This window comes from Caulobacter sp. FG121 (genome assembly GCF_057809815.1).
The window spans coordinates 66,458-92,384 of record NZ_JBMDKR010000006.1 but is presented as its reverse complement, the minus strand read 5'-3'; the positions used below and the strand labels follow the sequence as shown (position 1 = coordinate 92,384).

The 25,927-nt window shown below is 68.4% G+C and carries 20 protein-coding genes; 7 read left to right on the top strand and 13 right to left on the bottom strand.

What is annotated here, in order from left to right; genetic code table 11:
- Positions 1 to 63: 63 nt before the first annotated feature.
- The gene (locus ACODSL_RS15170; protein ID WP_488901550.1) at positions 64 to 1,359 is read left to right on the top strand and encodes a cytochrome P450; all 1,296 of its coding nucleotides are present in this window, start codon (positions 64 to 66) and stop codon (positions 1,357 to 1,359) included.
- A gap of 183 nt (positions 1,360 to 1,542) precedes the next feature.
- On the opposite strand, the gene ACODSL_RS15165 is transcribed toward ACODSL_RS15170, so the two are convergent.
- The 5 genes from ACODSL_RS15165 to mutS form a co-directional block, all read right to left on the bottom strand.
- The gene (locus ACODSL_RS15165) at positions 1,543 to 2,016 is read right to left on the bottom strand and encodes a universal stress protein (RefSeq protein ID WP_488901549.1); all 474 of its coding nucleotides are present in this window, start codon (positions 2,014 to 2,016) and stop codon (positions 1,543 to 1,545) included.
- 178 nt (positions 2,017 to 2,194) lie between these two features.
- Positions 2,195 to 3,226, bottom strand: coding sequence for a tryptophan--tRNA ligase (gene trpS, locus ACODSL_RS15160; protein ID WP_488901548.1), 1,032 nt, complete (start codon positions 3,224 to 3,226; stop codon positions 2,195 to 2,197).
- 144 nt (positions 3,227 to 3,370) lie between these two features.
- Positions 3,371 to 4,987 carry a murein biosynthesis integral membrane protein MurJ gene (gene murJ / locus ACODSL_RS15155; protein WP_488901547.1) on the bottom strand — a complete coding sequence of 539 codons (1,617 nt, stop codon included), beginning with the start codon at positions 4,985 to 4,987 and terminating at the stop codon, positions 3,371 to 3,373.
- Positions 4,988 to 5,127: 140 nt separating this feature from the next.
- Complete coding sequence (locus tag ACODSL_RS15150) at positions 5,128 to 7,956, bottom strand: [protein-PII] uridylyltransferase (RefSeq protein WP_488901546.1); 2,829 nt, start codon at positions 7,954 to 7,956, stop codon at positions 5,128 to 5,130.
- A gap of 58 nt (positions 7,957 to 8,014) precedes the next feature.
- Positions 8,015 to 10,702, bottom strand: coding sequence for a DNA mismatch repair protein MutS (gene mutS, locus ACODSL_RS15145; RefSeq protein WP_488901545.1), 2,688 nt, complete (start codon positions 10,700 to 10,702; stop codon positions 8,015 to 8,017).
- A 131-nt stretch (positions 10,703 to 10,833) separates the two neighbouring features.
- On the opposite strand from mutS, the gene ACODSL_RS15140 reads away from it, so the two are divergent.
- Positions 10,834 to 11,337 carry an energy transducer TonB gene (locus ACODSL_RS15140; RefSeq protein ID WP_488901544.1) on the top strand — a complete coding sequence of 168 codons (504 nt, stop codon included), beginning with the start codon at positions 10,834 to 10,836 and terminating at the stop codon, positions 11,335 to 11,337.
- Here the strand turns inward: ACODSL_RS15140 and dnaJ are convergent.
- Positions 11,334 to 12,491 carry a molecular chaperone DnaJ gene (dnaJ, locus tag ACODSL_RS15135; protein WP_488901543.1) on the bottom strand — a complete coding sequence of 386 codons (1,158 nt, stop codon included), beginning with the start codon at positions 12,489 to 12,491 and terminating at the stop codon, positions 11,334 to 11,336. The two genes, ACODSL_RS15140 and dnaJ, sit on opposite strands and share 4 nt — an antisense overlap.
- Before the next feature lie 97 nt (positions 12,492 to 12,588).
- On the bottom strand, positions 12,589 to 14,487 hold the full coding sequence (gene dnaK, locus ACODSL_RS15130; protein ID WP_488901542.1) for a molecular chaperone DnaK: 1,899 nt from the start codon (positions 14,485 to 14,487) through the stop codon (positions 12,589 to 12,591).
- A 303-nt stretch (positions 14,488 to 14,790) separates the two neighbouring features.
- Between dnaK and ACODSL_RS15125 the strand changes: the two genes are divergently transcribed.
- Positions 14,791 to 15,144, top strand: a complete 354-nt coding sequence (locus tag ACODSL_RS15125; RefSeq protein WP_488901541.1) for a hypothetical protein — start codon at positions 14,791 to 14,793, stop codon at positions 15,142 to 15,144.
- A gap of 91 nt (positions 15,145 to 15,235) precedes the next feature.
- Here ACODSL_RS15125 and ACODSL_RS15120 read toward each other — a convergent pair whose 3' ends face one another.
- Positions 15,236 to 17,827: a M1 family metallopeptidase gene (locus ACODSL_RS15120; protein ID WP_488901540.1), complete on the bottom strand. Its 2,592-nt coding sequence runs from the start codon at positions 17,825 to 17,827 to the stop codon at positions 15,236 to 15,238.
- Positions 17,828 to 17,884: 57 nt separating this feature from the next.
- Between ACODSL_RS15120 and ACODSL_RS15115 the strand changes: the two genes are divergently transcribed.
- Positions 17,885 to 18,490, top strand: a complete 606-nt coding sequence (locus tag ACODSL_RS15115) for an alpha-ketoglutarate-dependent dioxygenase AlkB (protein ID WP_488901539.1) — start codon at positions 17,885 to 17,887, stop codon at positions 18,488 to 18,490.
- 62 nt (positions 18,491 to 18,552) lie between these two features.
- The gene (locus ACODSL_RS15110) at positions 18,553 to 19,440 is read left to right on the top strand and encodes a dienelactone hydrolase family protein (protein ID WP_488901538.1); all 888 of its coding nucleotides are present in this window, start codon (positions 18,553 to 18,555) and stop codon (positions 19,438 to 19,440) included.
- Positions 19,441 to 19,585: 145 nt separating this feature from the next.
- Here ACODSL_RS15110 and dnaA read toward each other — a convergent pair whose 3' ends face one another.
- Together dnaA and rpsT are read right to left on the bottom strand one after the other, a co-directional pair.
- Positions 19,586 to 21,019: a chromosomal replication initiator protein DnaA gene (gene dnaA, locus ACODSL_RS15105; protein WP_488901537.1), complete on the bottom strand. Its 1,434-nt coding sequence runs from the start codon at positions 21,017 to 21,019 to the stop codon at positions 19,586 to 19,588.
- A 421-nt stretch (positions 21,020 to 21,440) separates the two neighbouring features.
- Positions 21,441 to 21,713, bottom strand: a complete 273-nt coding sequence (gene rpsT / locus ACODSL_RS15100; protein WP_488901536.1) for a 30S ribosomal protein S20 — start codon at positions 21,711 to 21,713, stop codon at positions 21,441 to 21,443.
- A 142-nt stretch (positions 21,714 to 21,855) separates the two neighbouring features.
- On the opposite strand from rpsT, the gene ACODSL_RS15095 reads away from it, so the two are divergent.
- A complete protein-coding gene (locus ACODSL_RS15095; protein ID WP_488901535.1) occupies positions 21,856 to 22,284 on the top strand; it encodes a hypothetical protein in 429 nt (142 codons plus the stop codon).
- Here ACODSL_RS15095 and ACODSL_RS15090 read toward each other — a convergent pair.
- From ACODSL_RS15090 to mutM, 3 genes are all read right to left on the bottom strand, one after another.
- Positions 22,271 to 23,050 (bottom strand): enoyl-CoA hydratase, encoded by a 780-nt coding sequence (locus ACODSL_RS15090; RefSeq protein WP_488901534.1) that lies wholly within the window; start codon positions 23,048 to 23,050, stop codon positions 22,271 to 22,273. The genes ACODSL_RS15095 and ACODSL_RS15090 overlap by 14 nt on opposite strands.
- 44 nt (positions 23,051 to 23,094) lie before the next feature.
- Complete coding sequence (locus ACODSL_RS15085) at positions 23,095 to 23,964, bottom strand: TraB/GumN family protein (protein WP_488901533.1); 870 nt, start codon at positions 23,962 to 23,964, stop codon at positions 23,095 to 23,097.
- A gap of 206 nt (positions 23,965 to 24,170) precedes the next feature.
- Positions 24,171 to 25,034 (bottom strand): bifunctional DNA-formamidopyrimidine glycosylase/DNA-(apurinic or apyrimidinic site) lyase, encoded by an 864-nt coding sequence (gene mutM, locus ACODSL_RS15080; protein ID WP_488901532.1) that lies wholly within the window; start codon positions 25,032 to 25,034, stop codon positions 24,171 to 24,173.
- A gap of 47 nt (positions 25,035 to 25,081) precedes the next feature.
- Between mutM and ACODSL_RS15075 the strand changes: the two genes are divergently transcribed.
- Positions 25,082 to 25,840: a class I SAM-dependent methyltransferase gene (locus ACODSL_RS15075; protein ID WP_488901531.1), complete on the top strand. Its 759-nt coding sequence runs from the start codon at positions 25,082 to 25,084 to the stop codon at positions 25,838 to 25,840.
- Positions 25,841 to 25,927 lie beyond the last annotated feature (87 nt).

The following is a 25,927-nucleotide window of genomic DNA, read 5'->3' as shown; positions in this document are numbered from 1 at the left end:
TGATAAGATAGCGGCGCACGATGACGGGTAACGTCGCGGCGCCTCAGGGCAAGGGAGACGGCTATGGCCGACGGCAATTTCGATCCGGGCAAGGCGGCGCGCGACAAGGACGAACTGTTGAAGGCCGCGCGGGAGCGGGCCTGGTCGCTGCCGCTGGACCAGATCAACATCGTCGAGACAGAGCTGTGGCAGAACGACACCCACTGGCCCTATTTCGAGCGCTTGCGGAAGGAATCGCCGGTCCACTACTGCACCGTCGACGAGGAGACGGGCCCCTACTGGTCGGTCACCCGCTTCAACGACATCATGGAGATCGACACCTCCCACCAGGTGTTCAGCTCCGACGCGCACCTCGGTGGCATCACCCTGCGCGACATGGATGACGACTTCATCCTGCCGATGTTCATCGCCATGGATCAGCCCAAGCACGACGTGCAGCGCAAGACCGTGTCGCCGATCGTCAGTCCGCAGAGCCTGATGCAGCTGGAGCCGATCATCCGGGAGCGCGCCGCCGGCCTGCTCGACAGCCTGCCGATCGGCGAGACCTTCGACTGGGTCGACCGCATTTCCATCGAGCTGACGACCCAGATGCTGGCGACGCTGTTCGACTTCCCGTTCCACGATCGCCGCAAGCTGACCCGCTGGTCCGACGTGGCCACGGCCGCGCCGGGTATGGGCGTCATCGAGACCGAGGAGCAGCGCCGCGAGGAGCTGTTCGAATGCCTCGCTTACTTCACCGAGCTGTGGAACCAGCGCGTCAACGCCCCGCCGGCCAACAACCTGATCTCCCTGCTGGCCCACGGCGAAGCGACCCGCAACATGGAGCCGATGGAGTATCTGGGGAACCTGATCCTGCTGATCGTCGGCGGCAACGACACCACCCGCAACACGATGACGGGCTCGGTGCTGGCGCTGAACCAGAACCCGGACCAGTACGCCAAGCTGCGCGCCAATCCGGACCTGATCCCGTCGATGGTCTCCGAGACCATCCGCTGGCAGACGCCGCTGGCCCACATGCGCCGCACGGCGCTGGTCGACTACGAGATCGGCGGCAAGACCATCAAGAAAGGCGACAAGGTCGCCATGTGGTACGTCTCGGGCAACCGCGACGAGACGGTGATCGAGAACCCGGACGCCTACATCATCGACCGCGAACGGCCCCGCCACCACATGTCGTTCGGCTTCGGCATCCACCGCTGCGTGGGCAACCGCCTCGCCGAGATGCAGCTGCGCGTGGTCTGGGAAGAGATTCTCAAGCGCTTCCCGACCATCGAGGTCGTCGGCGAACCCAAGCGCGTCCCGTCGGCCTTCGTGAAGGGCTACGAGACCCTGCCCGTGCGGATTCCCGCGAAGCTGTAAAGCTTTCAGGTCTTCCTCTCCGCGAAGCGGGGAGGGGGACCGCCCGGAGGGCGGTGGAGGGGCCGGCGCAAAGGCAAGCGGTCCCATCCTGAATTCCGGGTCTTCCGGCGCGATCGGCGCTGACCCCTCCACCATGCTCCGCATGGTCCCCCTCCCCACTGAGTGGGGAGGATGATCTGACGGCTAAGCCAGGTCCGCGATCTCGTCGTCGGTCAGGTCTCCCGGCACCACGGTCACCGGCAACTTCCGCGAGCCCCAGTTCACGCCGTCCCGCGCGATCGACGCCACCAGCGGGCCGGGGCCCTTGCCGCCGGTCGAGGCGGCGAGGACGAGGATCTTGATGTCCGGATCATTGGCCACGACGGCGCGGATCGCCGCCTTGGTGGTCTCGGCGTGCTTGATCAGGAACTCCGGCGCCCGCCCGGTGACGGCCACGACCGTTTCGGCCAGCTTCTGCAGCACGGACTCGGCCTCGACCCGTTCTTGCCGCTCCATCTCCTCGCGCACTCCGGACCAGTGTTCGAACACGGCCGGCTCGATGACGCGCAGCAGGCAGACGTGGCCGCCGGTCGACAGGGCGCGCTTGCAGGCGTAGCGCAGCGCCGCCCCGGACTCGGGACTGTCGTCGGCGATGACGAGGAACTTGCGCTGGCTCATGGGACGGACGGTGGATCAGCGGTGGGCGTTGGGCAAGGGGCGTGGCGACATGGTGCGTGGTTCGAGACGCTCGCTTGAAGCTCGCTCCTCACCATGACGATCGAAAGTGCAAGCCACCTTTGCCCGTCATCCTGAGGAGCGATCCCTCAGGATCGCGTCTCGAAGGACGCACAATGCCTCAGCGCCAGAAGCCGACGATCTTCTTCACCTCGTCCAGAGTCGGCGCCGCCACCGCGCGGGCCTTGTCGGCGCCGGCGGCGAGGATGCGGTCGATCTCGGCAGGGTCGGCCATCAGGCGACGCATGCGATCGCTGACCGGGCCCAGCTTGGCCACCGCCAGGTCCGCCAGCGCCGGCTTGAAGGTTCCGAAGCCCTTGCCCCCGAACTCGGCCAGCACCTGCGCCCGGGTCATCTCCGCCAGCGCCCCGTAAATGCCCACCAGATTGTCGGCTTCCGGTCGGGCCTTGAGGTCCTCGAGCGTCTCGGGGAGCGGCTCGGGGTCGGTCTTCGCCTTGCGGATCTTCTGGGCGATGGCGTCGGCGTCGTCGGTCAGGTTGATGCGCGAGTTGTCCGACGGATCGGACTTGCTCATCTTCTGCGACCCGTCGCGCAGGCTCATGATCCGCGCGCCGGGGCCTTCGATCACGCCTTCGGGCAGCGGGAAGAAGCCCGGCCGGTCGAAGTCGTGATTGAACTTGGCGGCGATGTCGCGGGTCAGTTCAAGGTGCTGCTTCTGGTCCTCGCCGACCGGCACATGCGTGGCCTTGTAGATCAGAATGTCGGCCGCCTGGAGCACCGGGTAGGTGTAGAGCCCCACCGAGCTGCGCTCCTTGTGCTTGCCGCTCTTCTCCTTGAACTGGGTCATCCGGTCGAGCCAGCCGAGACGGGCGACGCACTGGAGGATCCAGCCCAGTTCCGCATGGGCGCTGACCGCCGACTGCGGGAAGATGCTGGCCTTGGCCGGGTCGACGCCGGCGGCAATGTAGGCCGCGGCGATTTCGCGGGTCTGGGCCGTCAGCTGGGCCGGGTCCTGCCACACCGTGATGGCGTGCAGGTCGACGACGCAGAACAGGCACTCGGCCTCGTGCTGCATACGGGCGAACTTCACCAGGGCGCCGAGATAGTTGCCCAGATGCAGGGCGCCGGACGGCTGGACGCCGGACAGCACGCGTTGCGGGCCGGCATAGGGGGCGGGAGGCTGATCGGTCATGGATCGGTCTTCTTGAATGGCAGGTCGTTGGGCGCGCGACGATACGGGCCGCGCGAAGCTCGGCGGACAGGTGTCAGATGCTGCGCCATCGGCGCGGGGTATGTGCCGCGAAGACCATGGCCGCTCGATACGGCAGGCGCGAGCCTAGAGCAAGTCCGCCGGCGGCGCCGCGGTCGCACCCGGCTTGCGGCGCAGGGCTTCCTTGACCTCGGCGATCGTCACGCCACCCGAGCCGAGCAGCAACATCGGGTAGAGCGCCGCCCCGGCCATGCAGAGCAGCAGGACGGTGATTTCCTTGGGCCCAAGGCCGATCATGCGGAAACCATGCAGCGGGGCTTCCAGCTGGGCGCGGAACAGCTGGGCGCTGAACAGCACGGCACCGAGCACGCCGCTGGCCACGGCGATGCGGGCCAGCTTGCTCCAGGCCGCGGCCGAGGGGGTCCAGTCGCCGCGCTTGCGCAGGGCGTGGACCATCTGGGCGACGTTGAGCCAGGAGGCGAAGGCCGTCGCCGCGGCGATGCCCTCGAAGCCGATGGTGTAGAACAGGGTCGCGCCGAGACCGATGTTGACGAACACGCTGATGAGGGCGAACCGCATCGGCGCCTTGGTGTCGTGCCGGGCGAAGAACACCGGCGACAGCACCCGGGCCAGCACGAAGGCGGGCACGCCCCAGCCATAGTGGAACAGGGCTTTGGCGGTCTGTTCGGCGTCAAAGGGGCCGAACTCGCCGCGCTGGAACAGGCCGTCGATCAGATAGTGCGGCATGGCCATCAGCACGGCCGCGGCGGGCAGCGTCAGGGCCATGGCGAAGACGATCGCCTGGTCGGTGGTGCGCTGGGCCTCTTCCTTGTCGTCGATGCTGATGGCGCGCGACAGCGACGGCAGCAGGGCCACGCCGATGGCCACGCCGACGAGGCCGAGGGGCAGCTGGTAGAAGCGGTCGGCGACCGAAAGCCATGTCCGGGCGCCGTTCTCCTGGCTGGCGATGATGCCCGACAGGAAGATGTTCACCTGGGTGACACTGGCGGCGATGGCGCCGGGGATGGCCACGGCGATCAGGGCTTTGATCTCCGGCGTCAGGCGCGGGATCGTCGGGCGGATTTTCGCGCCGGTGCGCCGCGTTCCCCACCACAGCAGGGCCGCTTGCAGGAGCCCGGCGATGAGGATGGCCCAGCTGGCGGCGTAGGCCGAGCCGATGGCGTCGCGCGGCTGGATCACGGCGACCAGGATCACGGCGTTGAGCACGGTCGGGGCGGCGGCAGACAGGGCGAAGCGGCCGCCGGCGTTGAGCACGCCCGACAGCAGCGCCACGATGGCCATGCAGGGCAGGTAGGGCATGCTGATCTGGGTCAGCGCCACCGCCAGCTTGTACTTCTCGCTGTTGAACCCGAAGCCCGGGTTGATCACCAGCATCAGCCACGGCATGGCCAGCTGGAAGCCGATGGTCAGGACCAGGGTGATGGCCGCCAGGGTCGCCAGGGCGTCGGTGGCGAGGTTGTCGGCGGCGTCCTGTCCTTCGCTGGCCAGCACCTTGGAATAGGCGGGCACGAAGGCGGCCGTGAAGGCGCCCTCGGCGAAGATGCGTCGGAACAGGTTGGGGAAGGACTGGGCGGTGTTGAAGGCGTCCGCCGCCGGGGTCGAACTGGCCCCCAGCCGGGCGGTGATGAACAGGTCGCGGGCCAGGCCCATGAAGCGGCTGACCAAAGTCAGGCTGGAAAAGACCATGGACGAGCGGATCAGGCCGCCCTTCGCAGGTTTCACGGGTCGGGACGGCTGTTCGGTGCTCACCGGGCGCTTGTGCGCTGGCCGAAACGGACGGTCAAGACGGGCGCGCCGGTCGGGCGAAAAGGCCACAATTTCGGCGCCGAAAATGCTCTCCGCGAGGTGGAGAGATGGGGCGTCTACCGTCCGATGCTGGCCCTGGCGCGTTCCAGTCTCGGCCGACCCCGCGGGGCCTGGCCCGACTCCTCGGCTTCCAGCACCTCCATCAGGGCGGCCTTGAGGGCGGCGGATCGCTTGGCGTCGGTCAGCTTTCCGCCGCCCGGCGTCTGGACATAGAAGGCGTCGACAGCCCGCTCTCCGTAGCCGTCGATGTGTGCCGAGGTGATCGACAGGCCGGCGTCAGCCACCGCGCGGGCGAGGGCCTCAAGCAGGCCGGGGCGGTCGCGGCCGGAGGCCTCGACCACGGTCGACTCCGCCGAGGCGTCGTTGTCCAGCATGACCGTCGGCGAGATGGAGAAGGCCGCCGACCGGCCGGTCTCACCGCTCTTGCGGGCCTCGAAGTTGGGGGCCTCGCCGCGACCGGCCGCTTCCAGGCTGTCGGCCAGTCTGCGCAGGATACGCGGGTTGTCGCCGCCGATCGGCGCGCCGGTGACGTCCTGGACATGGAACACGTCGAGCGCCTGCCCCTGTCCGGAGGTGAACACCCGCGCCCCGACGACGTTGCCTCCCAGCCCTGACAGCGCAAGCGCCAGGTCGGCGAACAGACCGCGGCGGTCCTTGGCGGCGACGACGATCTCGGCGGTGTTCCTGTCGACGCGGATCCGGGCGTCGGCGGCCGCTCCGCCCTGCAGGGACGCACGTCGAGCCAGCGCCGCATGACTGGCGAGCTCGTCCGGGGTGAAGGCCGTGAAATAGGCGTCCTCCATCGACCCGGCCCAGCCCTTGGAGGCGGGGTCGGCCTCGATCAGGGCGGCGCGGGCCGCGGCGGCGACGGATTCCTGATGCCGGCGGGCGCTGGCCGCGGGGTCCGAGCCCCGGCCGCCCCGGAAGGTCGCCTCTGTCGCGGCGTAGAGCTCGCGCATCAACTGGCCCTTCCAGCCGTTCCAGACGCCCGGACCCACGGCGCGGATGTCGGCGACGGTCAGGACCAGCAGGAGGCGCAGGCGTTCGGGGTTCTCGACGATGCTGGCGAAGGCCGCGACGGTCGCCGGATCGGTCACGTCGCGCTTCTGGGCGAAATCGCTCATCACAAGGTGATGCTCGACCAGCCAGGCGATCAGCTCGATCTTGGTTCGCTCCAGGCCCAGACGCTCGCAGGCCGAGCGGGCGGCGCGGGCGCCGGCCTTTTCCTGGCCGCCGGCCCCGCCCTTGCCGGTGTCGTGCAGCAGCATCGCCAGGAACAGGCTCTCGCGATCGTCGATCAGAGGCATGATCGACACGGCCAGCGGATGGTCCTGCGCCAGCCGCCCCTCGGCGATGTCGGCGATGACCCCGACGGCCTTCAGGGTGTGCTCGTCCACCGTATACGAGTGGTACATGTTGAACTGCATCTGGGCGACGATCCGGCCGAACTCCGGCACGAAGCGGCCCAGCACGCCGGACTCGTTCATCAGCATCAGGGTGCGGTAGGTCCGTTTTCCTCGCGCCAGAATGTCGAGGAAGGCCTTGGCGGCCTCCGGATCGCGGCGGGTCTTCACGGTGATCAGCGGCAGGCAACGGGTGACGGCCGTGAAGGCGTCCGGATGCAGGTCCAGATCGCGCTGGTCGGCCAGCCGGAAGATGCGGATCAGGTCGACCGGGTCGCGTTCGAATACTTCCGGCCCGTCGATGTTCAGGCGCCCGCCATCCTCGTGGAAGCCGGCGACGTCGAGCGGCTTGCGCTTGGGCGCCGCCCGGCCGGGCAGGAACCGTGAGAGGCCTTTCGGCTGAGCCTTGAGGTGCTCGGTCTCCAGCTTGGCCGAAAAAGTGCGGGTCAGGGCGCCGACCTCGCGGGCGATCAGGAAATAGCGCCGCATGAAGCGCTCGACGGCGGGGTTGTCGGCGCGATCGCCAAAGCCCATCCGCCGGGCGATTTCCGGCTGCAGGTCGAACGTCAGCCGCTCTTCCGGCCGGCCGGTGGCGAAGTGCAGGTGCGCCCGCACCGCATGCAGGAAATCAAAGGCCCGCACGAAGGCCGCGACCTCGCGGCGATCGAAATAGCCGAGGGCAAAGACCTCCTCCGGCTTGTCGACCGGGTGAAGGTACTCGGCGATCCACATCAGGGTGTGCAGGTCGCGCAGGCCGCCCTTGCCCTCTTTGACATTGGGCTCGACCATGTAGCGGCTGTTGTCGGCGCGGTTGTGGCGATCGTCACGCTCCTTCAGCTTCGCGCTGACGAACTCGGCGCCGGTGCCGCGGATCACGTCGTTGCGGAACCGCTTCTTCAGGTCCTCGGCCAGGCTTTCGTCGCCGGTCAGGCGCCGGGCCTCGAGGATCGAGGTGCGGATGGTGAAGTCCTCCTTCGAGAGCCGCACGCATTCCTCGACCGTCCGCGAGGCGTGGCCGACCTTGAAGCCCAGATCCCACAGCGCATAGAGCATGAACTCGATGACGCTCTCGGCGTGGGCGGTCTGTTTGTAGGGGCGCAGGAACAGCAGATCGAGGTCGCTGTAAGGGGACAGCACGCCCCGGCCGTATCCCCCGACCGCCAGCACGCACAGCCGCTCGCCCTCGGTCGGGTTGCGGGCGCGGAACATGTGCACGGTGGTGAAATCATAGAGGGCGGTGACCACCTCGTCGGTGACGCCGCACAGCAGCCGGGCCGTCTCGACCCCGCCGGCGCCGTTCTCCAGACGTTCCTTGGCGATCATCCGGCCGCGAAACAGGGCCGCCTTGAGGATGTCCAGGGCCAGCTTGCGCTGCTCGGCCTCATTGCCTGACGCGTCATGGGCGGCGGCCGTGAGGCGCGCACGCAGCGCGACGCCGTCGACGACATGTTCCAGGCGGGTCGGGCGAAGACGAGTGGCCATGGTCCTTATGTGCGCTGCAACACGGGGCCGCGCAACGGGTTGAACCGGGCGAAGGCGTCTACAGCATGCCTTTTAGCCGATAGAGCGCTTCCATCGCCTCGCGGGGGCTCATGCCGTCAGGCTCCAGGGCTTTGAGAGCTTCCTCAACCGGGCTCGGCCCGTGTTTCACCGGGGTTGGGGCGACGGAGGCGAACAGGGGCAGGCCTTCGAGGCGCGCGGGGGACTCCGCCTCGCTTTCCAGGCGTTCCAGCACTTCGCGGGCTCGCGCCACGACAGCCGGCGGCACCCCGGCAAGCTTGGCCACCTGAACGCCGTAGCTGCGGTCGGCGTGGCCGGGGCCGGCCTCGTGCAGGAAGACGAGATCGCCGTTCCACTCCTTGGCCCGCATGGACAGGTTGGAGACGTAGCTCAGCCGGTCCTCAAGCGCCGCCAGCTCGTGATAGTGGGTGGCGAACAGGGCGCGGGACCGGTTCACGCCGTGCAGGGCCTCGGCGCAGGCCCAGGCGATGGCAAGGCCGTCCCAGGTGGCGGTACCCCGGCCGATCTCGTCGAGGATGACGAAGCTGCGCGGCGTAGCCTGGGTCAGGATGGCGGCGGTCTCTACCATCTCGGCCATGAAGGTCGAGCGGCCGCGGGCCAGGTCGTCCCCGGCGCCGACGCGGCTGAACAGCCGGTCGACGACGCCCATCTTCAGGGATTTTGCCGGCACGAAGCAGCCGGCTTGGGCCATCACCGCCAACAGGGCGTTCTGGCGCAGGAAGGTCGACTTGCCGGCCATGTTCGGGCCCGTGACGATCGACAGACGCGCGCCCGTCTCGCCCGAGCCGTCGAGACAGCAGTCGTTGGGGGTGAAGGGCTCGCCCGCCCGTTTCACGGCGGCCTCGACCACCGGATGACGGCCGCCTTTCGCGTCGAAGCCGAAGCCCTTGTCGACGACGGGGCGAACAGCCTGCTGGTCCTCGGCCCATTCGGCAAGGGCCGCATCGACATCGAGGGTGGCGAGAGCCCGGGCGGCGGCCTGGAGCGGCGCGGCAAGGGCGCAGGCGGCCTCGCGCCAGGCCTCGAAGGTGGCGACCTCGATCGCAAGCGCCCGCTCCCCGGCCTGGGCGATGCGGGCGTCCAGGTCGGCCAGCTCGACGGTGGTGAACCGCACCTGGTTGGCCAGGGTCTGGCGGTGGATGAAGGTCGCGTTGTGCGGCGGCTGGAACAGCGGGTCGGCCTTGCCCGCTGTGGTCTCGACGAAATAGCCGAGCACGGCGTTGTGGCGGATCTTCAAGGGCACGCCGCTGTCCGCCGCCAGTCGGCTTTCCAGGGCGATGATCACCCGGCGGCTGTCGTCACGCAGGGCGCGGGCCTGATCCAGTTCGGGCCGGATGCCGGCGGCGACGAAGCCGCCGTCGCGGGCCTGGGCCGGCAGATCTGGGCCGAGGCCGGTCTCCAGCTGGGCAAGCAGGCCGGACAGGTCAGCCGACAGGGACGGATTGACCGCCGCGAGGGCCGTTTCGATCTCGAACGGGGGGGCGGTCAGGCTGTCGCCCGCGTCGACGACGAGGCCGGACAGGGCTTCGCCGGTCTTCAGGCCGTCGCGCAGCACGCCGAGGTCGCGCGGTCCGCCCCGGCCGAGCGCCAGCCGTGACAGGGCGCGGGCCAGGTCCCCGGACCGCTTCAGGGCGTCGCGCAGCCGTTCACGCAGCTGCCTACGTTCGAGAAGCCACTGAATGGCGTCCAGACGCGTATCGATCGCGGCCGGGTCCAGCAGCGGCCTCGCCAGACGCGCGGCCAGCATCCGCGATCCGGCGGCGGTGACACAGCGGTCGATGCTGCCCAGCAACGAGCCCTCGCGCTGGCCGCCGGTGGTGCGCTCGATCTCGAGGCTGGTGCGGGTGGCGGGGTCGATGGCCATGACGTCGGCCTCGCCCGCGCGGCGCGGGGGCGACAGGGCCGGCAGCTTGCCGGCCTGGGTCATCTCCAGATGGGCGGCGATCAGGCCAAGGGCCGAGATCTCGGCGCCCGCAAGACCGCCGAAGCCGTCGAGCGTGTCGACGCCATAGAGCCGCTTGAGTCGCGCCTCGGAGGCGGCCGGTTCGGCCAGCGCCTGGGCTACAGGCTGGACCAGACCACCGGCCCCCTTGAGGGCCAGATTGACCGTCTCATCGGCGAACAGACGGTCGGGAACGAGGATCTCGGACGGCTGCAGCGCCGCCAGCGCCGCCGACAGGCCCGAAGGCGCGATCAGCAGGCTCTCCACCTCGCCGGTCGACAGCTCAACGCTGGCCACGGCCGCCTGACCGCCGCGCAGCGCGATGGCCGCCAGCCGGTTGGCGCCACGCGCATCGAGCAGGCCGTCCTCGGTCAGGGTGCCGGGCGTGACGATACGGACCACATCGCGGTGGACGATGGCCTTGGAGCCGCGCTTGCGGGCCTCGGCCGGGTTCTCCATCTGCTCGCAGACGGCGACCTTGAAGCCGGCGCGGATCAGCTTGGCGAGATAGGCTTCCGCAGCGTGGACCGGGACCCCGGCCATGGGGATCGGCTGGCCGTTGTGCGTGCCCCGAAAGGTCTGGGCGATGCCGAGCGCGGCGGCGGCCTTGATCGCATCCTCGAAAAACAGCTCGTAGAAGTCGCCCATGCGGAAGAACACCAGGGCGTCCGGCTGGCGCGACTTGGCCTCGAAATACTGAGCCATGACGGGCGTGGCGCCGGCGGCGTCGGGCGCGGTCTGTCCGGGGGAGAGCGGGGCGTTCATTGCGGCCGACCCTAGCCGGGTTCGCGGAGGGCGTTAAGGGTTTCGGAGGTGACGCTGTTGCTCGCGCGGCGGTCCTGTGAAACGCTCGCGACCGCAAGTGGAGCGGGGCGGTCGTGCGAGGGATCAGAAGGTTGGCGCTGGTCCTATGCAGCCTGTTGCTGGCGACCGCCGCCACAGCCGCCGAGCCAGAGGCCCCGATTCCGCGCATCACCAACCCCGACTGGGCCGAAAAGCCGTCCGGAGACGATCTGGCGCGTGACTATCCCGAGCGGGCCGCCAGAAAGGGACTGGGCGGACGGGCCACGATCGTCTGCAAGGTCAAGCTCGATGGACGGTTGAGTGACTGCGCGGTGGTATCGGAATCGCCGCCCGGCGAGGGCTTCGGCGACGCCACCCTGAAGCTGGCGGCGAAATTCCGCATGACGCCACAGACCCGGGACGGGGTTCCAGTCGATGGGGCGGTCGTCCGGATTCCCGTCGTCTACAGCCCACCGCCGCCGATGAGCATCACCATACCGGTCCAGGCAAGGCGGTGGTTCTTCGTGGCGGCGCTGATCCTGGCCGGCGGGGCGATCCTGTTGCTGGCCCTTCTGATCGGCGCCTACTGGATCTTTGGCCGGGATCGCGGCCGCTAGGCCTTGCCGGTCACGCCGCCCCAGAACTTGCTGGCCTTGCCCATGAAGCCGGCGGCCTTCGGATGCTGCTGCTCGCCGCAGGTCTCGGCCAGTTCGCGCATCAGCTCCTTCTGCCGGGCGCTAAGGTGGGTCGGGGTTTCGACGAACATCTCGACCAGCAGGTCGCCACGTTCGCGTCCGCGCAGGGACGGCATGCCGCGACCCTTGAGGCGGACCGTGCGGCCGGTCTGGGTGCCTTCCGGGACCTTGACCGGGATGCGGCACTCGCCGTCGCAGTCTTCACCACCGGTCAGGCAGGGGGCTTCGATCTCGCCGCCCAGCGCCGCGGTGCACATCGGCACGGGCACGGTGCAGAGCAGGTCCAGGCCGTCGCGTTCGAACAGGTCGTGGGGCGCCACGGACAGGAAGATGTAGAGGTCGCCGCGTGGACCGCCCCGCTGGCCCGCGTCGCCTTCGCCGGCGAGGCGGATGCGGGCGCCGTCGTCGACGCCGGCGGGGATGCGGACCTGCAGGGTGCGCTGGCGGCGCACCTGGCCATGGCCGCTGCAGCTCTTGCACGGGTCGAGGATCAGCTTGCCGGAACCGCCGCAGCGGGGGCAGGTGCGTTCAATGGCGAAGAAGCCCTGGGTGGCGCGCACCCGGCCCGCGCCGCCGCAACTGCCGCAGACGGTGGGCGCCGTTCCCGGCTTGGCGCCGGAGCCTTCGCAGGTCTCACAGGTGATCGAGGCCGGGACGGTGATCTCGACCTCCGAGCCGGCGAACGCCTGCTCAAGGGTGATTTCCAGGTCGTAGCGCAGGTCCTGGCCCCTGGCCGGGCCGTTGTTCTGCCGCCGGCGGCCGCCGCCGAACATTTCGCCGAACGCGTCGCCGAACACCTCGTTGAAGATGTCGTGCACATCGCCGAAGCCCTGGGCCCCGCCGCCGCCCGCCGCGCCATTGACGCCGGCGTGGCCAAAACGGTCATAGGCCGCGCGCTTCTGCGGGTCGGAAAGGACCGAATAGGCTTCGTTGATTTCCTTGAAGCGGGCCTCGGAGTCCTCGCAACCGCCATTGCGGTCGGGATGGTGCTCCATCGCCTGCTTGCGGAAGGCGCTTTTCAGCGCCGCGTCGTCGGCTCCGCGATCGACGCCCAGAATTTCGTAATAGTCACGCATCAGCCGGCATCACCGAAAAACCGAGCAATCCCTGAGGTGGGAGATCGCCCGCCCGACTGCAAGCCTGGGGCCAGGCAAGCCGGGCGGGCTATCGGGGTCACGCCGACTTCTTGTCGTCGCCGTCGACTTCCTCGAACTCGGCGTCAACCACGCCGTCGTCCGAGGGTTGCTCGGCGCTGTCGCCGTCACCCTGCTGGGCCTTGTACATCGCCTCGCCGAGCTTCATCGACGCGTCGATCAGGGCCTTGGTCTTGACGCCGATTTCGTCGGAGTCGCCGCCGTCGAGCACCGCCTTGAGGTCGGCGATGGCCGTCTCGATGGCCGTCTTCTCATCGGCGGTGACCTTGTCGCCGTGCTCGGCCATGGCCTTCTCGGTCGAGTGGATCACGGCGTCGGCCTGGTTGCGCGCTTCCACGCCGGCCTTGCGCTTCTCGTCCTCGGCGCGGTTGGCCTCGGCCTCGCGAACCATCTTGTCGATATCCGCGTCCGACAGGCCGCCGTTGGCCTGAATACGGATCGACTGTTCCTTGTTGGTCGCCTTGTCCTTGGCCGTGACGTGCACGATGCCGTTGGCGTCGATGTCGAAGGTGACCTCGACCTGCGGAATGCCGCGCGGCGCCGGCGGAATGCCGACCAGGTCGAACTGGCCCAGCATCTTGTTGTCGTGCGCCATCGGACGCTCGCCCTGGAAGACCCGGATCGTCACGGCCGACTGGTTGTCGTCGGCGGTCGAGAAGGTCTGGCTCTTCTTGGTCGGGATCGTCGTGTTGCGCTCGATCAGCGGGGTGAACACGCCGCCCAGCGTCTCGATGCCCAGCGTCAGCGGGGTGACGTCCAGCAGCAACACGTCCTTGACGTCGCCCTGAAGCACGCCGGCCTGGACCGCGGCGCCCAGCGCCACGACTTCGTCCGGGTTCACGCCCTGGTGGGGCTCACGGCCGAAGAAACTCTTCACCGCGTCGACCACCTTGGGCATGCGGGTCATGCCGCCGACCAAGATGACTTCGTCGATGTCGCCCTTCTTGATGCCGGCGTCCTTGAGCGCCTGTTCGCAGGGGCCGATCGTGCGGACGATCAGATCCTCGACCAGGGCTTCCAGCTTGGCGCGCGAGAGCTTGATGTTCAGGTGCAGCGGGCCACTGGCGTTCATGCTGATGAACGGCAGGTTGACCTCGTACTGCGTGGTCGTCGACAGCTCCTTCTTGGCCTTTTCGGCCTCTTCCTTCAGGCGCTGCAGAGCCAGCTTGTCCTTGCGCAGGTCAGTGCTGGTTTCCTTCTTGAACTCGTCGGCCAGGAAGTCGACGATCCGCAGGTCGAAGTCTTCGCCGCCGAGGAAGGTGTCGCCGTTGGTGGCCTTCACCTCGAACACGCCGTCGCCGATCTCGAGGATCGAGACGTCGAAGGTGCCGCCGCCGAGGTCGTAGACCGCGATCTTCTTGCCGTCGTTCTTGTCCAGGCCGTAGGCGAGCGCCGCCGCGGTCGGCTCGTTGATGATGCGCAGGACTTCCAGACCGGCGATGCGGCCGGCGTCCTTGGTCGCCTGACGCTGGGCGTCGTTGAAGTAGGCCGGGACGGTGATGACCGCCTTGGTGACCTTCTCGCCCAGGTGACGCTCGGCGTCTTCCTTGAGCTTCATCAGGATGAAGGCCGAGACTTCCTGCGGGCTGTAGTCCTTGCCCACGGCGCGGACATAGGCGTCGCCGGCGCCGCCCTTGACGATCTCGTAGGGCACCATGCCCTTGTCCTTGTCGACCACCGGATCACTGTAGGAGCGGCCGATCAGGCGCTTGATGGCGAACAGGGTGTTGGTCGGGTTGGTCACGGCCTGACGCTTGGCGGGCTGGCCGACAAGCTTCTCGCCGTCTTCGAGGAAGGCGACGACGGACGGCGTGGTCCGGGCCCCTTCGGCGTTCTCGAGCACCTTGGGCGTCTTGCCGTCCATGATGGCGACGCAGGAGTTGGTCGTTCCCAGGTCGATGCCGATAATCTTGCTCATGAGGTCTCTCTAGCTCCCTGACTGGCGGACGGCGGTGACGAGGGCCTTTCAAGAAGCGCCCCGGTTTTTCTCTTCCGTCCCCGGTTGGATCCTCTGGACTGAAAAATGGGAGACTTTCCGTTTGGGGAAAGCCCTTGTTCAGACCGCCATATGGGAAGCGGGGCGCCTGCCGCAAGAGCAAAACCCCGATCAAATTGGGGGCTTTGGGCAGGTCGCACGGGAGCCCCCCGTTTGGGGCATGGCGGGGACCCTGAATTGTGGCCGTTTTCGGGCTGTTCGAGGGGCACTTTTCAGGAGGGAAAAATGGTCACCCTGTCTACCCGGCTCAAGGCCGGATTCGCGCTCGCCGTCATGGTCGCCACCACGGCGCTGACGCCCGGCATGGCTTCCGCCGAAGACCGCCGCGTGCGGATCATCAACGAGACCCGCCACATCATCGTGCGGTTCTATGCGTCCAACGTGAACGCCACGTCCTGGGAAGAAGACATCCTGGGCAGCTCGGTGCTGAAGCCGGGCGGCTCGGTCACGGTCAACATCGACGACGGCTCGGGCTACTGCCTGTACGACTTCAAGGCCGTGTTCGACGATGGCGACTCCCTGGTTCGCCAGCGCGTCGACGTCTGCAAGATCTCGTCCTACCGCTACACCGAAGACTGAGGCAGGCGACGGTCAGGGAACCCGGGGGGGATTCCCCGGGCGGGGCGAGCGGACAGCTCCCCCGCCCAGCCGTAATTCAGGTCGTCGGCCGTCATCCGGCCCTGGCGACCCAGGCGCTGATATCGTCCAGCCGTTCGCGCCGCACTTTCGCACGGTAAACCGCCGCCGACAGGGACGCCTTAAGCCGGGGTGGAACCTCGCCTTCGGCCTTCGCCATGGCGAGCGCCTCGTTGGCGATGGTCGCGTCAGTCCAGCCCAGCGTGATCCGCTGCAGCATCTCGACCATCGTCCCCGGTGCGAACAGCGCGTCGGCGCGCGCCTTGTTGGCCTTGAGATACGCCCAGGTCATGGCCGTGAAGTTGGTCGACGGGCCGCGCAGGATATTCTGGCGCAGCGTGGTCGGCGGCTCGGCGCCCAGCGCCAGCACCAGGGTCTGTTGCGCCAGCGCCCTGTCGCGCGTCTCGCCCAGCACGCCGTACAACTGCTGTTTCTCGAGCGCGTTGGTCGACGCCAACGCCATCTGGTGGATCCGCTCCCATGTCGCGGGGTCGGCATGCATGGCGACCACAGTCAGGGCGGGCTCCCGCACCGCCGCGGGCAGGGCGGCGGCATCCGAGTCCATGCGGGCGAAGCGGGCGCGAGCCTCGGCGATCACCGCGCCGTCGTCGAACCGGCCAAGGCTCTCGACCAGCCTGGCGCGCAGCAGGATCGCCGTGGCCGGCTCATCGGCAACCGGCGTCCAGCCGATCCGGCCCCAGACAGGGGCCAGCATGGCGCGGGCGCGGCTCCGGAAGGCCGCCTGTTCGCGGTCGCCGTCATAGAGGCGGTCGATCTGGCCCAGGACGTCGACGACCTGCATCCAGACCACGGGATCGGCCGTCGCCGGCAGACTGGAGGCGAGATCGAGCCAGCGGCTGATCGGCGCGGCGCCTTCCTGGCCGAACGCCCAGTAGTCGTAGAGCAGGCCGAGCTGGTCGGCCGGCGCTAGCCCGCCGAAACCGGCCCGCAGCGCGCCGAAGGCCCTGTCGTCATAGAGGGTGCGGAAGTAGCCGGTCTGGCCGAAGTTCACGAGCAGTGGCGCGCCCGCCGGGCCCGTCAGCCGCACCGGCTGGCGCATCGAGACCATGCCGCGCCAGTCGGTCTTCAGGCCGGGCCAGGACGCCGCCACGGGCGTCGACCAGGTCAGGGGTTCGCGTGAGGGCGCGTCCACGCCGAAGCGGCGCTGGGTGAGGCGCCAGGCCGAGCCCAGACTGGCCACCTTGATCAGGGGCACACCGGGCTGGGCCGTGAAGTCATGGGCGATGTGACGGATCGGCTGGCCCGAGGCAGCTTCCACCGCGGCCCACAGGTCGCTGCTCACGGTGTTCCCGTAGGCGTGTTTCTTCATGTAGGAGCGCAGGGCGTCGCGGAAGTGATCTTCGCCGACCCAGGCCTCGACCATGGTGATGACCGCCTGGCCCTTCTGGTAGCTGATCGTGTCGAAGGCCGTGTCACGGGCGTCGGCGATCGGCTGGACGACGGGGTGCGTGGCCGCCTGGGCGTCGAGGTTCATCGCGCCGTCGCGGGACGCCATCCTCTGCAGGGCGGTCGACCATTCCGGATGGAAATGGTCCATTGCCTTGGACGCCATCCAGGAGGCGAAGCCCTCGTTCAGCCAGATATCGTCCCACCAGTTCATGGTCACGAGATCACCGAACCACTGGTGCGCCGTCTCGTGGGCGATGGTGCTGAAGGCGCCCTGGCGGTCGGCCTCGCTCGAGACGCGGGCGTCCACCAGCACGGCCTTTTCGAAATAGAGGATCGCGCCCCAGTTCTCCATTGCCGAGAAGCTTGAGGCGCCGCCCGGAATGGCCACCAGGTCCATCTTGGGCAGGGGATAGGGCGTGCCGAAGTAATCGTTGAAGTAAGGCAGGAGCTGCTCGGCCGCGTCGAGCGCGAAGCCGGCCTCGCCGGTCGAGCCGCGCTTGACCACCACGCCGACATCGACATCCCCGACCTTGCGGCTGACGCGTTCGAAGTCGCCGACCGCGAGGAACAGGAGATAGGAGCTCATCTTGGGCGAGACCGCAAAGGTCGTGCGGGTCAGGCCGCCCTCGAGCGCCGTTGTCGTCTCCGCCGGCATGTTGGACACGACCATGTCCGCCGTCGGGGCGTCGACCGTCAGCTTGAAGGTCGCTTTCAGCGCCGGCTCGTCCCACATCGGCGCGAACCGGCGGGCGTCGGGCGACTCGAACTGGGTCGCGAGCAGGCGCTTGCCGCCCTGGGCCGTGTCATAGTCGATGGCGAACAGACCAAAGGCCTGCTGGTTGATCTTGCCCCTGTAGTCGATGGCCAGCCGGTGCTTGCCGGCGGTCAGCGGGCCGGAGAAGGTCAGGGTCGCGGTCTGGGCCTTGTCGTCGTAGGTCACCTTCGGTGAGACAGTCGCGCCGTCCAGCTGGATCGCGCCGAAGGTCAGGTCCGCGGCGTTGAGGGTCACCGCCGCAGTCGGCTGGACAACCTCGACATCCGCGCCGACCGTGCCGCTGAAGCTCAGGGCTGTCGCATCGGGGCGCACGGCGATGTCGTAGTGAACGGGGACTACGTCGGTCGGCAGCACATGGCGCGCGGGCCCGGCCTTGTCGCCGCATCCGGCTAGCAGCAGCGTCGCCGCCAGCCCCATGATCGTTCCGATGCGCTGGATCACGCGAACTCTCCCCATTCTGACGGCGGGGACGTTAGACTGACCTGAGCGGAGCCGATCATGAAGGATTTGTCAGGTTTCACCCTGATCCCCGGGCGACTGGATCCGGCGGCCCAGGCCGCGCTGGTCGACACGGTGCTGGCTGCCGCGGCCGTGGCGCCGTTCCGTCACCAGATAACGCCGGGCGGCAAGGCCATGAGCGTGGCCATGACCGGGCTTGGTCCGCTCAGCTGGATCTCCGACGCGTCGGGTTATCGGTACGAGGCCCGCCATCCCGAAACGGGCGCGCCCTGGCCGCCCCTGCCGGACGTTCTGAGCGACCTCTGGACCGAACTGGCCGATCTTGTGGTTCCCGCGGACGCCTGCCTGGTCAATCTCTACCGCGAGGGCGCGAAGATGGGTCTGCACCGCGACCAGGACGAGGACGACTTCGGGTTTCCAGTCCTGTCCGTGTCGCTCGGCGATACCGCGATCTTTCGCATCGGCGGGCTAAAGCGGACGGACCCGACGCGGTCCGTTCGGCTCGCGTCGGGCGACGTCTGCCTGCTGGCCGGGGCGTCCCGTCTGGCGTTCCATGGCGTCGACAGGACCATCGCCGGGTCTTCCCGGCTCGTTCCGGGCGGCGGGCGGATCAACCTGACCCTGCGCCGGGCCCGCCCGGCCTGAGCGCTTCCCTACCCCGCTGGTCCGGCGCTAGGGTGGCGGCAACGATACGAGGAAACTCCGCCATGCTGACGCTCACCCGCCCCGAGGGTTCGGAGCCGCGCGACTTCGACATCTCCCGCCGCGCCCTGCCGGCGCTGTTTTTCGCCGGTTATGCCGCCGCCGCGGTCTCGGCCTCCGCCGAGCCGATCCACACCGACGAGGAAGGCCTGGTCGAAGGCGTCGTGCAGATTCCCGCCGGCGACCGGGACATCCCGGCCTACGTCGCCCGTCCCGACGGCGGCGGCCGACGACCGACGGTTCTGGTGGTGTCGGAGGTCTTCGGCATCCACGAGTACATCCGCGACACCTGCCGGCGGCTGGCCAAGCTAGGCTATGTGGCGATCGCCCCTGACCTGTTCGTGCGTTACGGTGATCCGGCTCCGCTCGTGGACTTCACGCAGATCCGCAACATCGTCGCGGCCGTCACCGACGCCCAGGCGATGAACGACATCAAGGCGACCATCGACTGGCTGGCGGACCAGCCCTTCGTCAACAAGCGCAAACAGGCCATCACCGGCTTCTGCTGGGGCGGGGCGCAGGTCTGGCTGGCCTGCGAGCGCTTCCGCGCCTTCAAGTGCGGCGTGGCCTGGTATGGCCGCCTGTCACGCCCGGCCGCCGGCCAGTTCCTGTCCGAGCCCGAGCGGCAATGGCCGCTTGAGCTGGTCGGATCGCTCAAGGCGCCCGTGCTGGGCCTGTACGGCGGCAAGGATCAGGGCATTCCGCAAACCGATGTCGAGGCGATGCGCGCGGCCCTCAAGGCGACCCGCAAGACCGGTTCCGACCTGATCGTCTATCCCGACGCCCAGCACGGCTTCCACGCCGACTACCGCGCCAGCTATGACGCGGCCGCGGCCCAGGACGGCTGGCGCAAGATGATCGATTACTTCTACGAGCACGGCGTGAAGCCGTAGGCCCCACTGTCGTCATGGCCCGGCTTGTCCGGGCCATCCAAGCGTGACCCATCACAAGAAAGGGCGCAGCCGACAAGCTGCGCCCTTTTCCGTATCGTCGTGTTCATGGTTGGCCCGGACAGGCCGGGCCATGACGCGTCTGTGGTTACCCCCGCAGCTTCCGCGTCAGGGCTTCCAGGTCGCGGGACAATTGGGGATCGTCAGCCTTGAGCGCCTCAATGCGACGCACGGCGTACAGCACCGTGGTGTGGTCGCGGCCGCCGAAGCGCCGGCCGATGTCCGGCAGCGACCGGGTGGTCAGCTGCTTGGCCAGCCACATGGCCGCCTGACGGGGGCGGGCCACCGAGCGGTTGCGACGCTCGGAGATGAGGTCCGCCTGGCGCAGGCCGAAATGTTCCGACGTGGCCTTCTGGATGTCGTCGATGGTGATGCGCTTTTCCGCGCCGCGCAGGTGCGGCCGCAGGATGGCCTGGGCCTCGTCCAGAGACAGGCCGGCCACCTGGCTGCCCATGCGGGCCACCAGGGTGTTCAGGGCGCCTTCCAGCTCGCGCACGCTGTCGGTGAAACGGTCGGCGAGGAACTGCATCACCTCGGGCTTGGCCTGGGCGGTGAAGCCGCCCTGACGGCCGAGGGCCGTGAGCTTGCGATCAAGGATGCCCATGCGCAGCGTCCGGTCGGCCGGCTCGATGCCGCAGACCAGACCCGCCGACAGGTGGCTGCGCAGGCGCGCATCCATCTCGGTGATCTGGGCCGGCGGGCGGTCCGCCGAGAAGACGACGCGGCGGCCGTCCTCCATCAGGGCGGTCAGGGTGTGGAACAGCTCTTCCTGCGTCGACTGCTTGCCGGCCACGAAATGCACGTCGTCGATCAGCAGCAGATCGGCCGCGCGCAGCTCTTCCTTGAACAGGGCGGTGGAGCGATCCATCACCGAGCGCACGAAGGTCGACAGGAACCGTTCGGCGCTGAGATAGACGACTCGCTTCTCCGGCGCGGCGCGCATGGCCTCCCAGGCCATGGCGTTGAGCAGGTGGGTCTTGCCGAAGCCGTAACCGCTGTGGATCACCACCGGGTTGAAGTGGCCGTCGGCCCAGGACGCCACGCGGCGCGCCACGGCATGGGCGAACTCGTTGGCCGGGCCCGGCACGAAGCTGTCGAAGGTGAAGCGTTCCTGCAGGCCGGCGACCCGCGTCGGCCGTGCGCTCGGGGTCGGGGCGATCCTCGGGGCGTCCGTGGCGACCGGGTCCATGACCTCGATCGCCTCGGCGATGATGTCCAGACCGCCGGCGTCAGCCTCGAACTCCATGCGGGATTTCAGATCAAGACTGCGGCCGGCGGGATCATGCTCGGCCCACAGCTCGCCGATACGGCGCCAGGCGTTTCGGCGAATCCAGTCGCGGGCCACGCCGGTCGGGGTGACGAGCACGATGCGGCCGTCAGCGATCTCGCGCAGCGCCGCCTGGGCCAGCCACGAGCCAAACGCGGCCTCGCCGAGCTCCCGGCGAAGGGCCAGACAGGCCTTCGTCCAGATCGCGCCAGCAGGAGTCAGCGACGGCATCGTTTGCCCGCCCAAAGAAGTCATCAGCCCCACCCGTTTCAAATCCACGCCGAACCCGCGACACCCCTCCGCCCCCACGGTGGAGAAGTCAGAATACCCAACACAGTCAGTCTCTTAGCCGGCGGATGCATGACATCCGCCGCCGCCAATCTCATACCCAAAAAAGGAAGAGGACCAAGCGTCGAGAACTTCACACTAGCGGCCCCAAAAACGGTGGGTCAAACGTGAAATTTGAGTCCGGACGCGGATATTTCTGTTGACTCACGAGGCCCCCTCGCGCCGCAAGGGAATCCGTTAACAACGTCGGCGAGCCTGTGGGAATTCGCCGCACAGGCGAATTGCGGACGCGAAAAACCGGCGGGTGCACAGGGCGCCCGCCGGTTGATCAGAATGCCGAATTTTGAGGCGAACGGCGACGACCGTCCTGTTTCGGCGAACGCCGAAATCAGGCGGCGGTCGACAGCTTCTTCAGCTGGGCGTTCAGGCGCGAAACCTTGCGCGAACCCGTGTTCTTGTGAACCACGCCCTTCGACACGGCGCGCATCAGTTCGGACTGCGCGACGACGAAGGCGGCCTTGGCGGCGGCGGCGTCGCCGGCGGCCAGGGCTTCATCGAACTTGCGCAGGAAGGTGCGCACGCGCGACCGACGGGCCTTGTTGACCTCGGTGCGGCGCTCGATCTTGCGGATCGCCTTCTTGGCGCCGGGATTATTGGCCATGGGCTTGTAGAACCTCAGAACGGACGGGGCGCTCGCGAAAGACGCGCACGCCGGATAAATCGAAGGGCGGGCAAATACAGGAAGGCCCCGAGCCGGTCAATGCGACTCTGGTCGATCCGGCATGACGATGTAGAGTGGCGGCATGGATCGCCGCGTTTTCCTTCTCTCGACCCTCGCCCTCGCGGGCTGCTCGGGCGCCGTCACGCGTCAGACTGTTCTCTGCGATACGGGTCTGGGAGAGGCGGTGGCGCGCGCGCTGTCGAAATCTCCGATCCCGGTCGCACCCGTGCTGACCGAGTCCGACCCTGCCGAGTTGCTCGACCGCGCTGAAAGCGAAGCCAACACCCTCGTGGTGACCGGTCAGGGCCTGATAGCCAACCGCCTTCAAAGGCTGGGCTATGTGCGACTCGAACATCGCTGGCAGGCGCAGATCGGCGCAGGGACCATGCAGATCCTCGTGACCAAGGGCTGGGGCCCCGATCAGTGGCGAGCGCTGAAGCTGGCCAAATGGCTGGCTGGCCCGGAGGCCGCGCCGATCCTGGCCGGCGGGGTCGCTCCTATCGTCCCTTGAAGTCGGGCTTCCGCTTCTCGACGAAAGCCGCCATGCCTTCCTTCTGGTCCTCGAAGGCGAACAGGCTGTGGAACAGGCGGCGTTCGAGCGCCACGCCCGTGGTCAGGGTGGTTTCGTAGGCCGCCTCGACCAGTTCCTTGTTCATCAGCACGGCGAGCGTCGAATGGCCGGCGATCTTCGCGGCGGCCTCGAGCGCGGTCTCAATCAGCTTGTCCACCGGTGTGACCCGCGAGACGAGGCCCGCGCGCTCGGCCTCGGCCGCGTCCATCATCCGGGCCGTGAGGATCATGTCCATCGCCTTGGCCTTGCCGACGAAGCGGGTCAGACGCTGGGTGCCGCCGATGCCCGGCGAGACGCCCAGATTGATCTCCGGCTGGCCGAACTTCGCCGTCTCCGAGGCGATGATGAAGTCGCACATCATCGCCAGCTCGCAGCCGCCGCCAAGGGCGTAGCCGCTGACCGCGGCGATGATCGGCTTGCGGAACTGCTCGATCTTGCGCGCGGCTCCGGTGAAGAAGTCGAGCGTCATCATCTGAGCGTAGGATTTGTCCGACATCTCCTTGATGTCGGCGCCGGCGGCGAAGGCCCGGTCAGAGCCGGTCAGCACCACGCAGCGCACTGCCGGGTCTGCGCCGGCCGCGTCGAGCGCCTGGCCCAGGTCGCCGAGCAGTTCGCTGTTCAGCGCATTGAGCGCCTCGGGCCGGTTCAGCCGGATGAGGAGGACGCCGTCGGACGGGGTTTCGAGGATCAGGGTCTGATAGGTCATGCCCCGGTTGTGCCTCCGTGCTCGCGTCGGCTCAAGCGGCTTGTTCAGGGGCCGCTGACCGTGAAACCGCGCGCCCGCAGCATGGCCGGGACGCTGTCGGGGCCGACGAGGTGGCCGACACCGACCACGATGACGGTCTGGCCCGAGCCGGCCATGCGCGCGGCGATCGTTTCCACCCAGCGCCGGTTCCGCAGCACGATCAGCGCGTCGTAGAGGTGCAGCGAGACCTGCTTCATCGGGGTGAGGCCCAGGGTCACCAGCGCCTGGGTGTCGCCCCGGGCCCAGGCGTCGATCAGGCGGGTGTAGAAGTCGGGGTCCTCATCGAGCTGCCTGAGGGTGTCCTCCAGCGAGGCCAGCTGGTCGGCCAGTGGGGCATCGGCGAAGAAGGCGATCTGCTGGGTTGAGGTCTCGAAGGCCTTGCGCGCGGCCGTCGGCGGGGCGGCCGCGACCAGGGTGCGTTCGACGCCGCTGTCGACCGAGGCGCCCTGCTGGTTGAGGGCCATGACGCCGAGCGTGACGTCGGCCAGCCAGGGCTGCACGCGGCTGAGCGCGCCGGGGGCGAGCCCCAGCCGTCCCGTTAGCCGGATCAGACGATCACGGCCGGCCGGGGTCAGAAGGGCTTCCAGCGTCTGCCCCTCGGGCAGGTAACCCCGGGCCTGGGCGGCGCTGGAGGCTTCCGCCTGGCTGGCGGGATCGACGGGCGTCTCAAACCAGAGGTCGTCGGCGTGGGCCAGGGCGTCATCAAGCGCTTTCGGCCGCCAGGCCAGGTCCTTCGGCAGCACATGGACGGCGCCGAACATCACAATCGTGGAGTCCGCGTCCTTCACTGTCCAGACCGGCGGCTCGGCGACGGCGGGAGTGGCGAACTGCAGGCCGAACAGCAGGGCAAGGGCGGAGATCCAGCGGATATTCATGGCGAGGACTGAACCCAACGTGATGCTGATACGCCCTGAAGGCCTTGATGGAATGGTCCGCTCAGGACGGGTCCCTGGTCAAGGACGGGCCTTGCAGGCCCGCCGCTACGCGGCCGCGAAGCGGTCCTTGAGCAGAGACCCGCCCGAGCAAAGAATGCTCATCAAGACATCAGGTCGACTTGTGCCCTGGCTCGCCGAGGAGCCCCCTACCGCTGGCAGGTCGCGCACCAGAACGTCGACCGGCCGCCCTGGACGATCCGCTCGATGGTCCCGCCGCATCCCGGCTTCAGGCAGGGCTGGCCCTCGCGGCCATAGGCCTGGAAGCTGTGCTGGAAATAGCCAAGCGCTCCGTCGGTCGAGGCGAAGTCGCGCAGGGTTGAACCACCGGCGGCGATCGCCTCTTCCAGCACCTCGCGGATCACAGCGACGAGGCCTGGCAGCGCCTTTCTCGGGATCTTCCCGGCCGGCTTCAACGGCGAAATGCCAGACCGGTGCAGCGCCTCGCAGACATAGATGTTGCCCAGCCCGGCCACGATCCGCTGGTCGAGCAGCAGCACCTTGGCGTTCTGCTTGCGGCCCGCGAAAGCCTTCTCCAGCAGCGCGGGCGTGAAGTCCGGACCGAGCGGCTCGGGACCCATGCCGGCGAACCAGGGGTGGGCCGCGATGTCGGCGCCCGGGATCAGGCCCATGAAGCCGAACCGGCGAGGGTCATAGTAGGTCACCCGGCCCCCGCGCTCGGTCTCGAACACGACGTGGGCATGCTTCGGGTCCGGCGGGCTGGCGTAGACGAACTCGCCCGGCCGCACGGTTCCCTCCGCCGCCTCGATCTCGAACCGGCCGGTCATGCCCAGATGCATGACCAGGGCATCGCCGCGATCGGTGTGGCCAAGCAGGTACTTGGCCCGTCGGTCGAGCCGCTCGATCGTCGCGCCGGTCAGCCGCTGGACGAAGTCCTGGGGGAAGGCGAAGCGCAGGTCCGGTCGCCGCTGCTCGACACGGGTCAGGCGCGCGCCCTCCAGCACGGGCGACAGGCCCCGGCGGACGGTTTCGACTTCGGGCAACTCAGGCATGGGGTCTTGGCTAGCCGACCTGCCCGCGCGGGTCTATGAGCAAGGCCATGAGCCAGAGCAGCGCCACCTTCGGCTATCGCGACGTCGATCCGACCGAGAAGCCCGGCCTCGTGCGCGGGGTCTTCGACCGCGTCGCCAGCCGCTACGACCTGATGAACGACCTGATGAGCGCGGGCGTGCATCGCATCTGGAAGGACGCCACGGCGGCCCGCCTCAACCCGCAACCCGGCGAGGTGATCCTCGATGTGGCCGGCGGCACAGGCGACATGGCCCGTCGCTACGCGAAACTGGCCCGGGCCGCGCAGGAGCGCCGGGGCGGCGACGACGCGACCATCCACATCATCGACTACAACGCCGAGATGATCGCGGCGGGCCGGGAAAAGGGCGCGCCGCCCGAGATCTGCTGGGCCGTGGGCGACGCCCAGCGGCTGCCGCTGCCGGACGCCAGCGCCGACGCCTATTCCATCGCCTTCGGCATCCGCAATGTGACCGACGTCTCCGCCGCGTTGCGCGAGGCGAAGCGGGTCCTGAAGCCCGGCGGGCGGTTCGTCTGCCTCGAGTTCAGCCGGCCGACCGGCGTCGCCCTGCGCACCGCCTATGACGCCTGGTCGTTCAAGGCCATTCCGCAGATCGGCGAATGGGTGGCGGGCGACCGCGAGTCCTACCAATACCTCGTCGAAAGCATCCGCCGCTTCCCGGACCAGAAGACCTTCGCCGGGATGATCGAACAGGCCGGCTTCAGCCGCGTCAGCTATTCCAATTTCACCGGCGGCGTAGCGGCCCTGCACTCGGGGCGGGTTCTCTAGGGGCATGCGTTTCAAAAATCCGCTCATCCCGGCGAAGGCCGGGACCCAGATCCAGCCGCGGTATTCAGGTCGGAATTCGAAATCCGA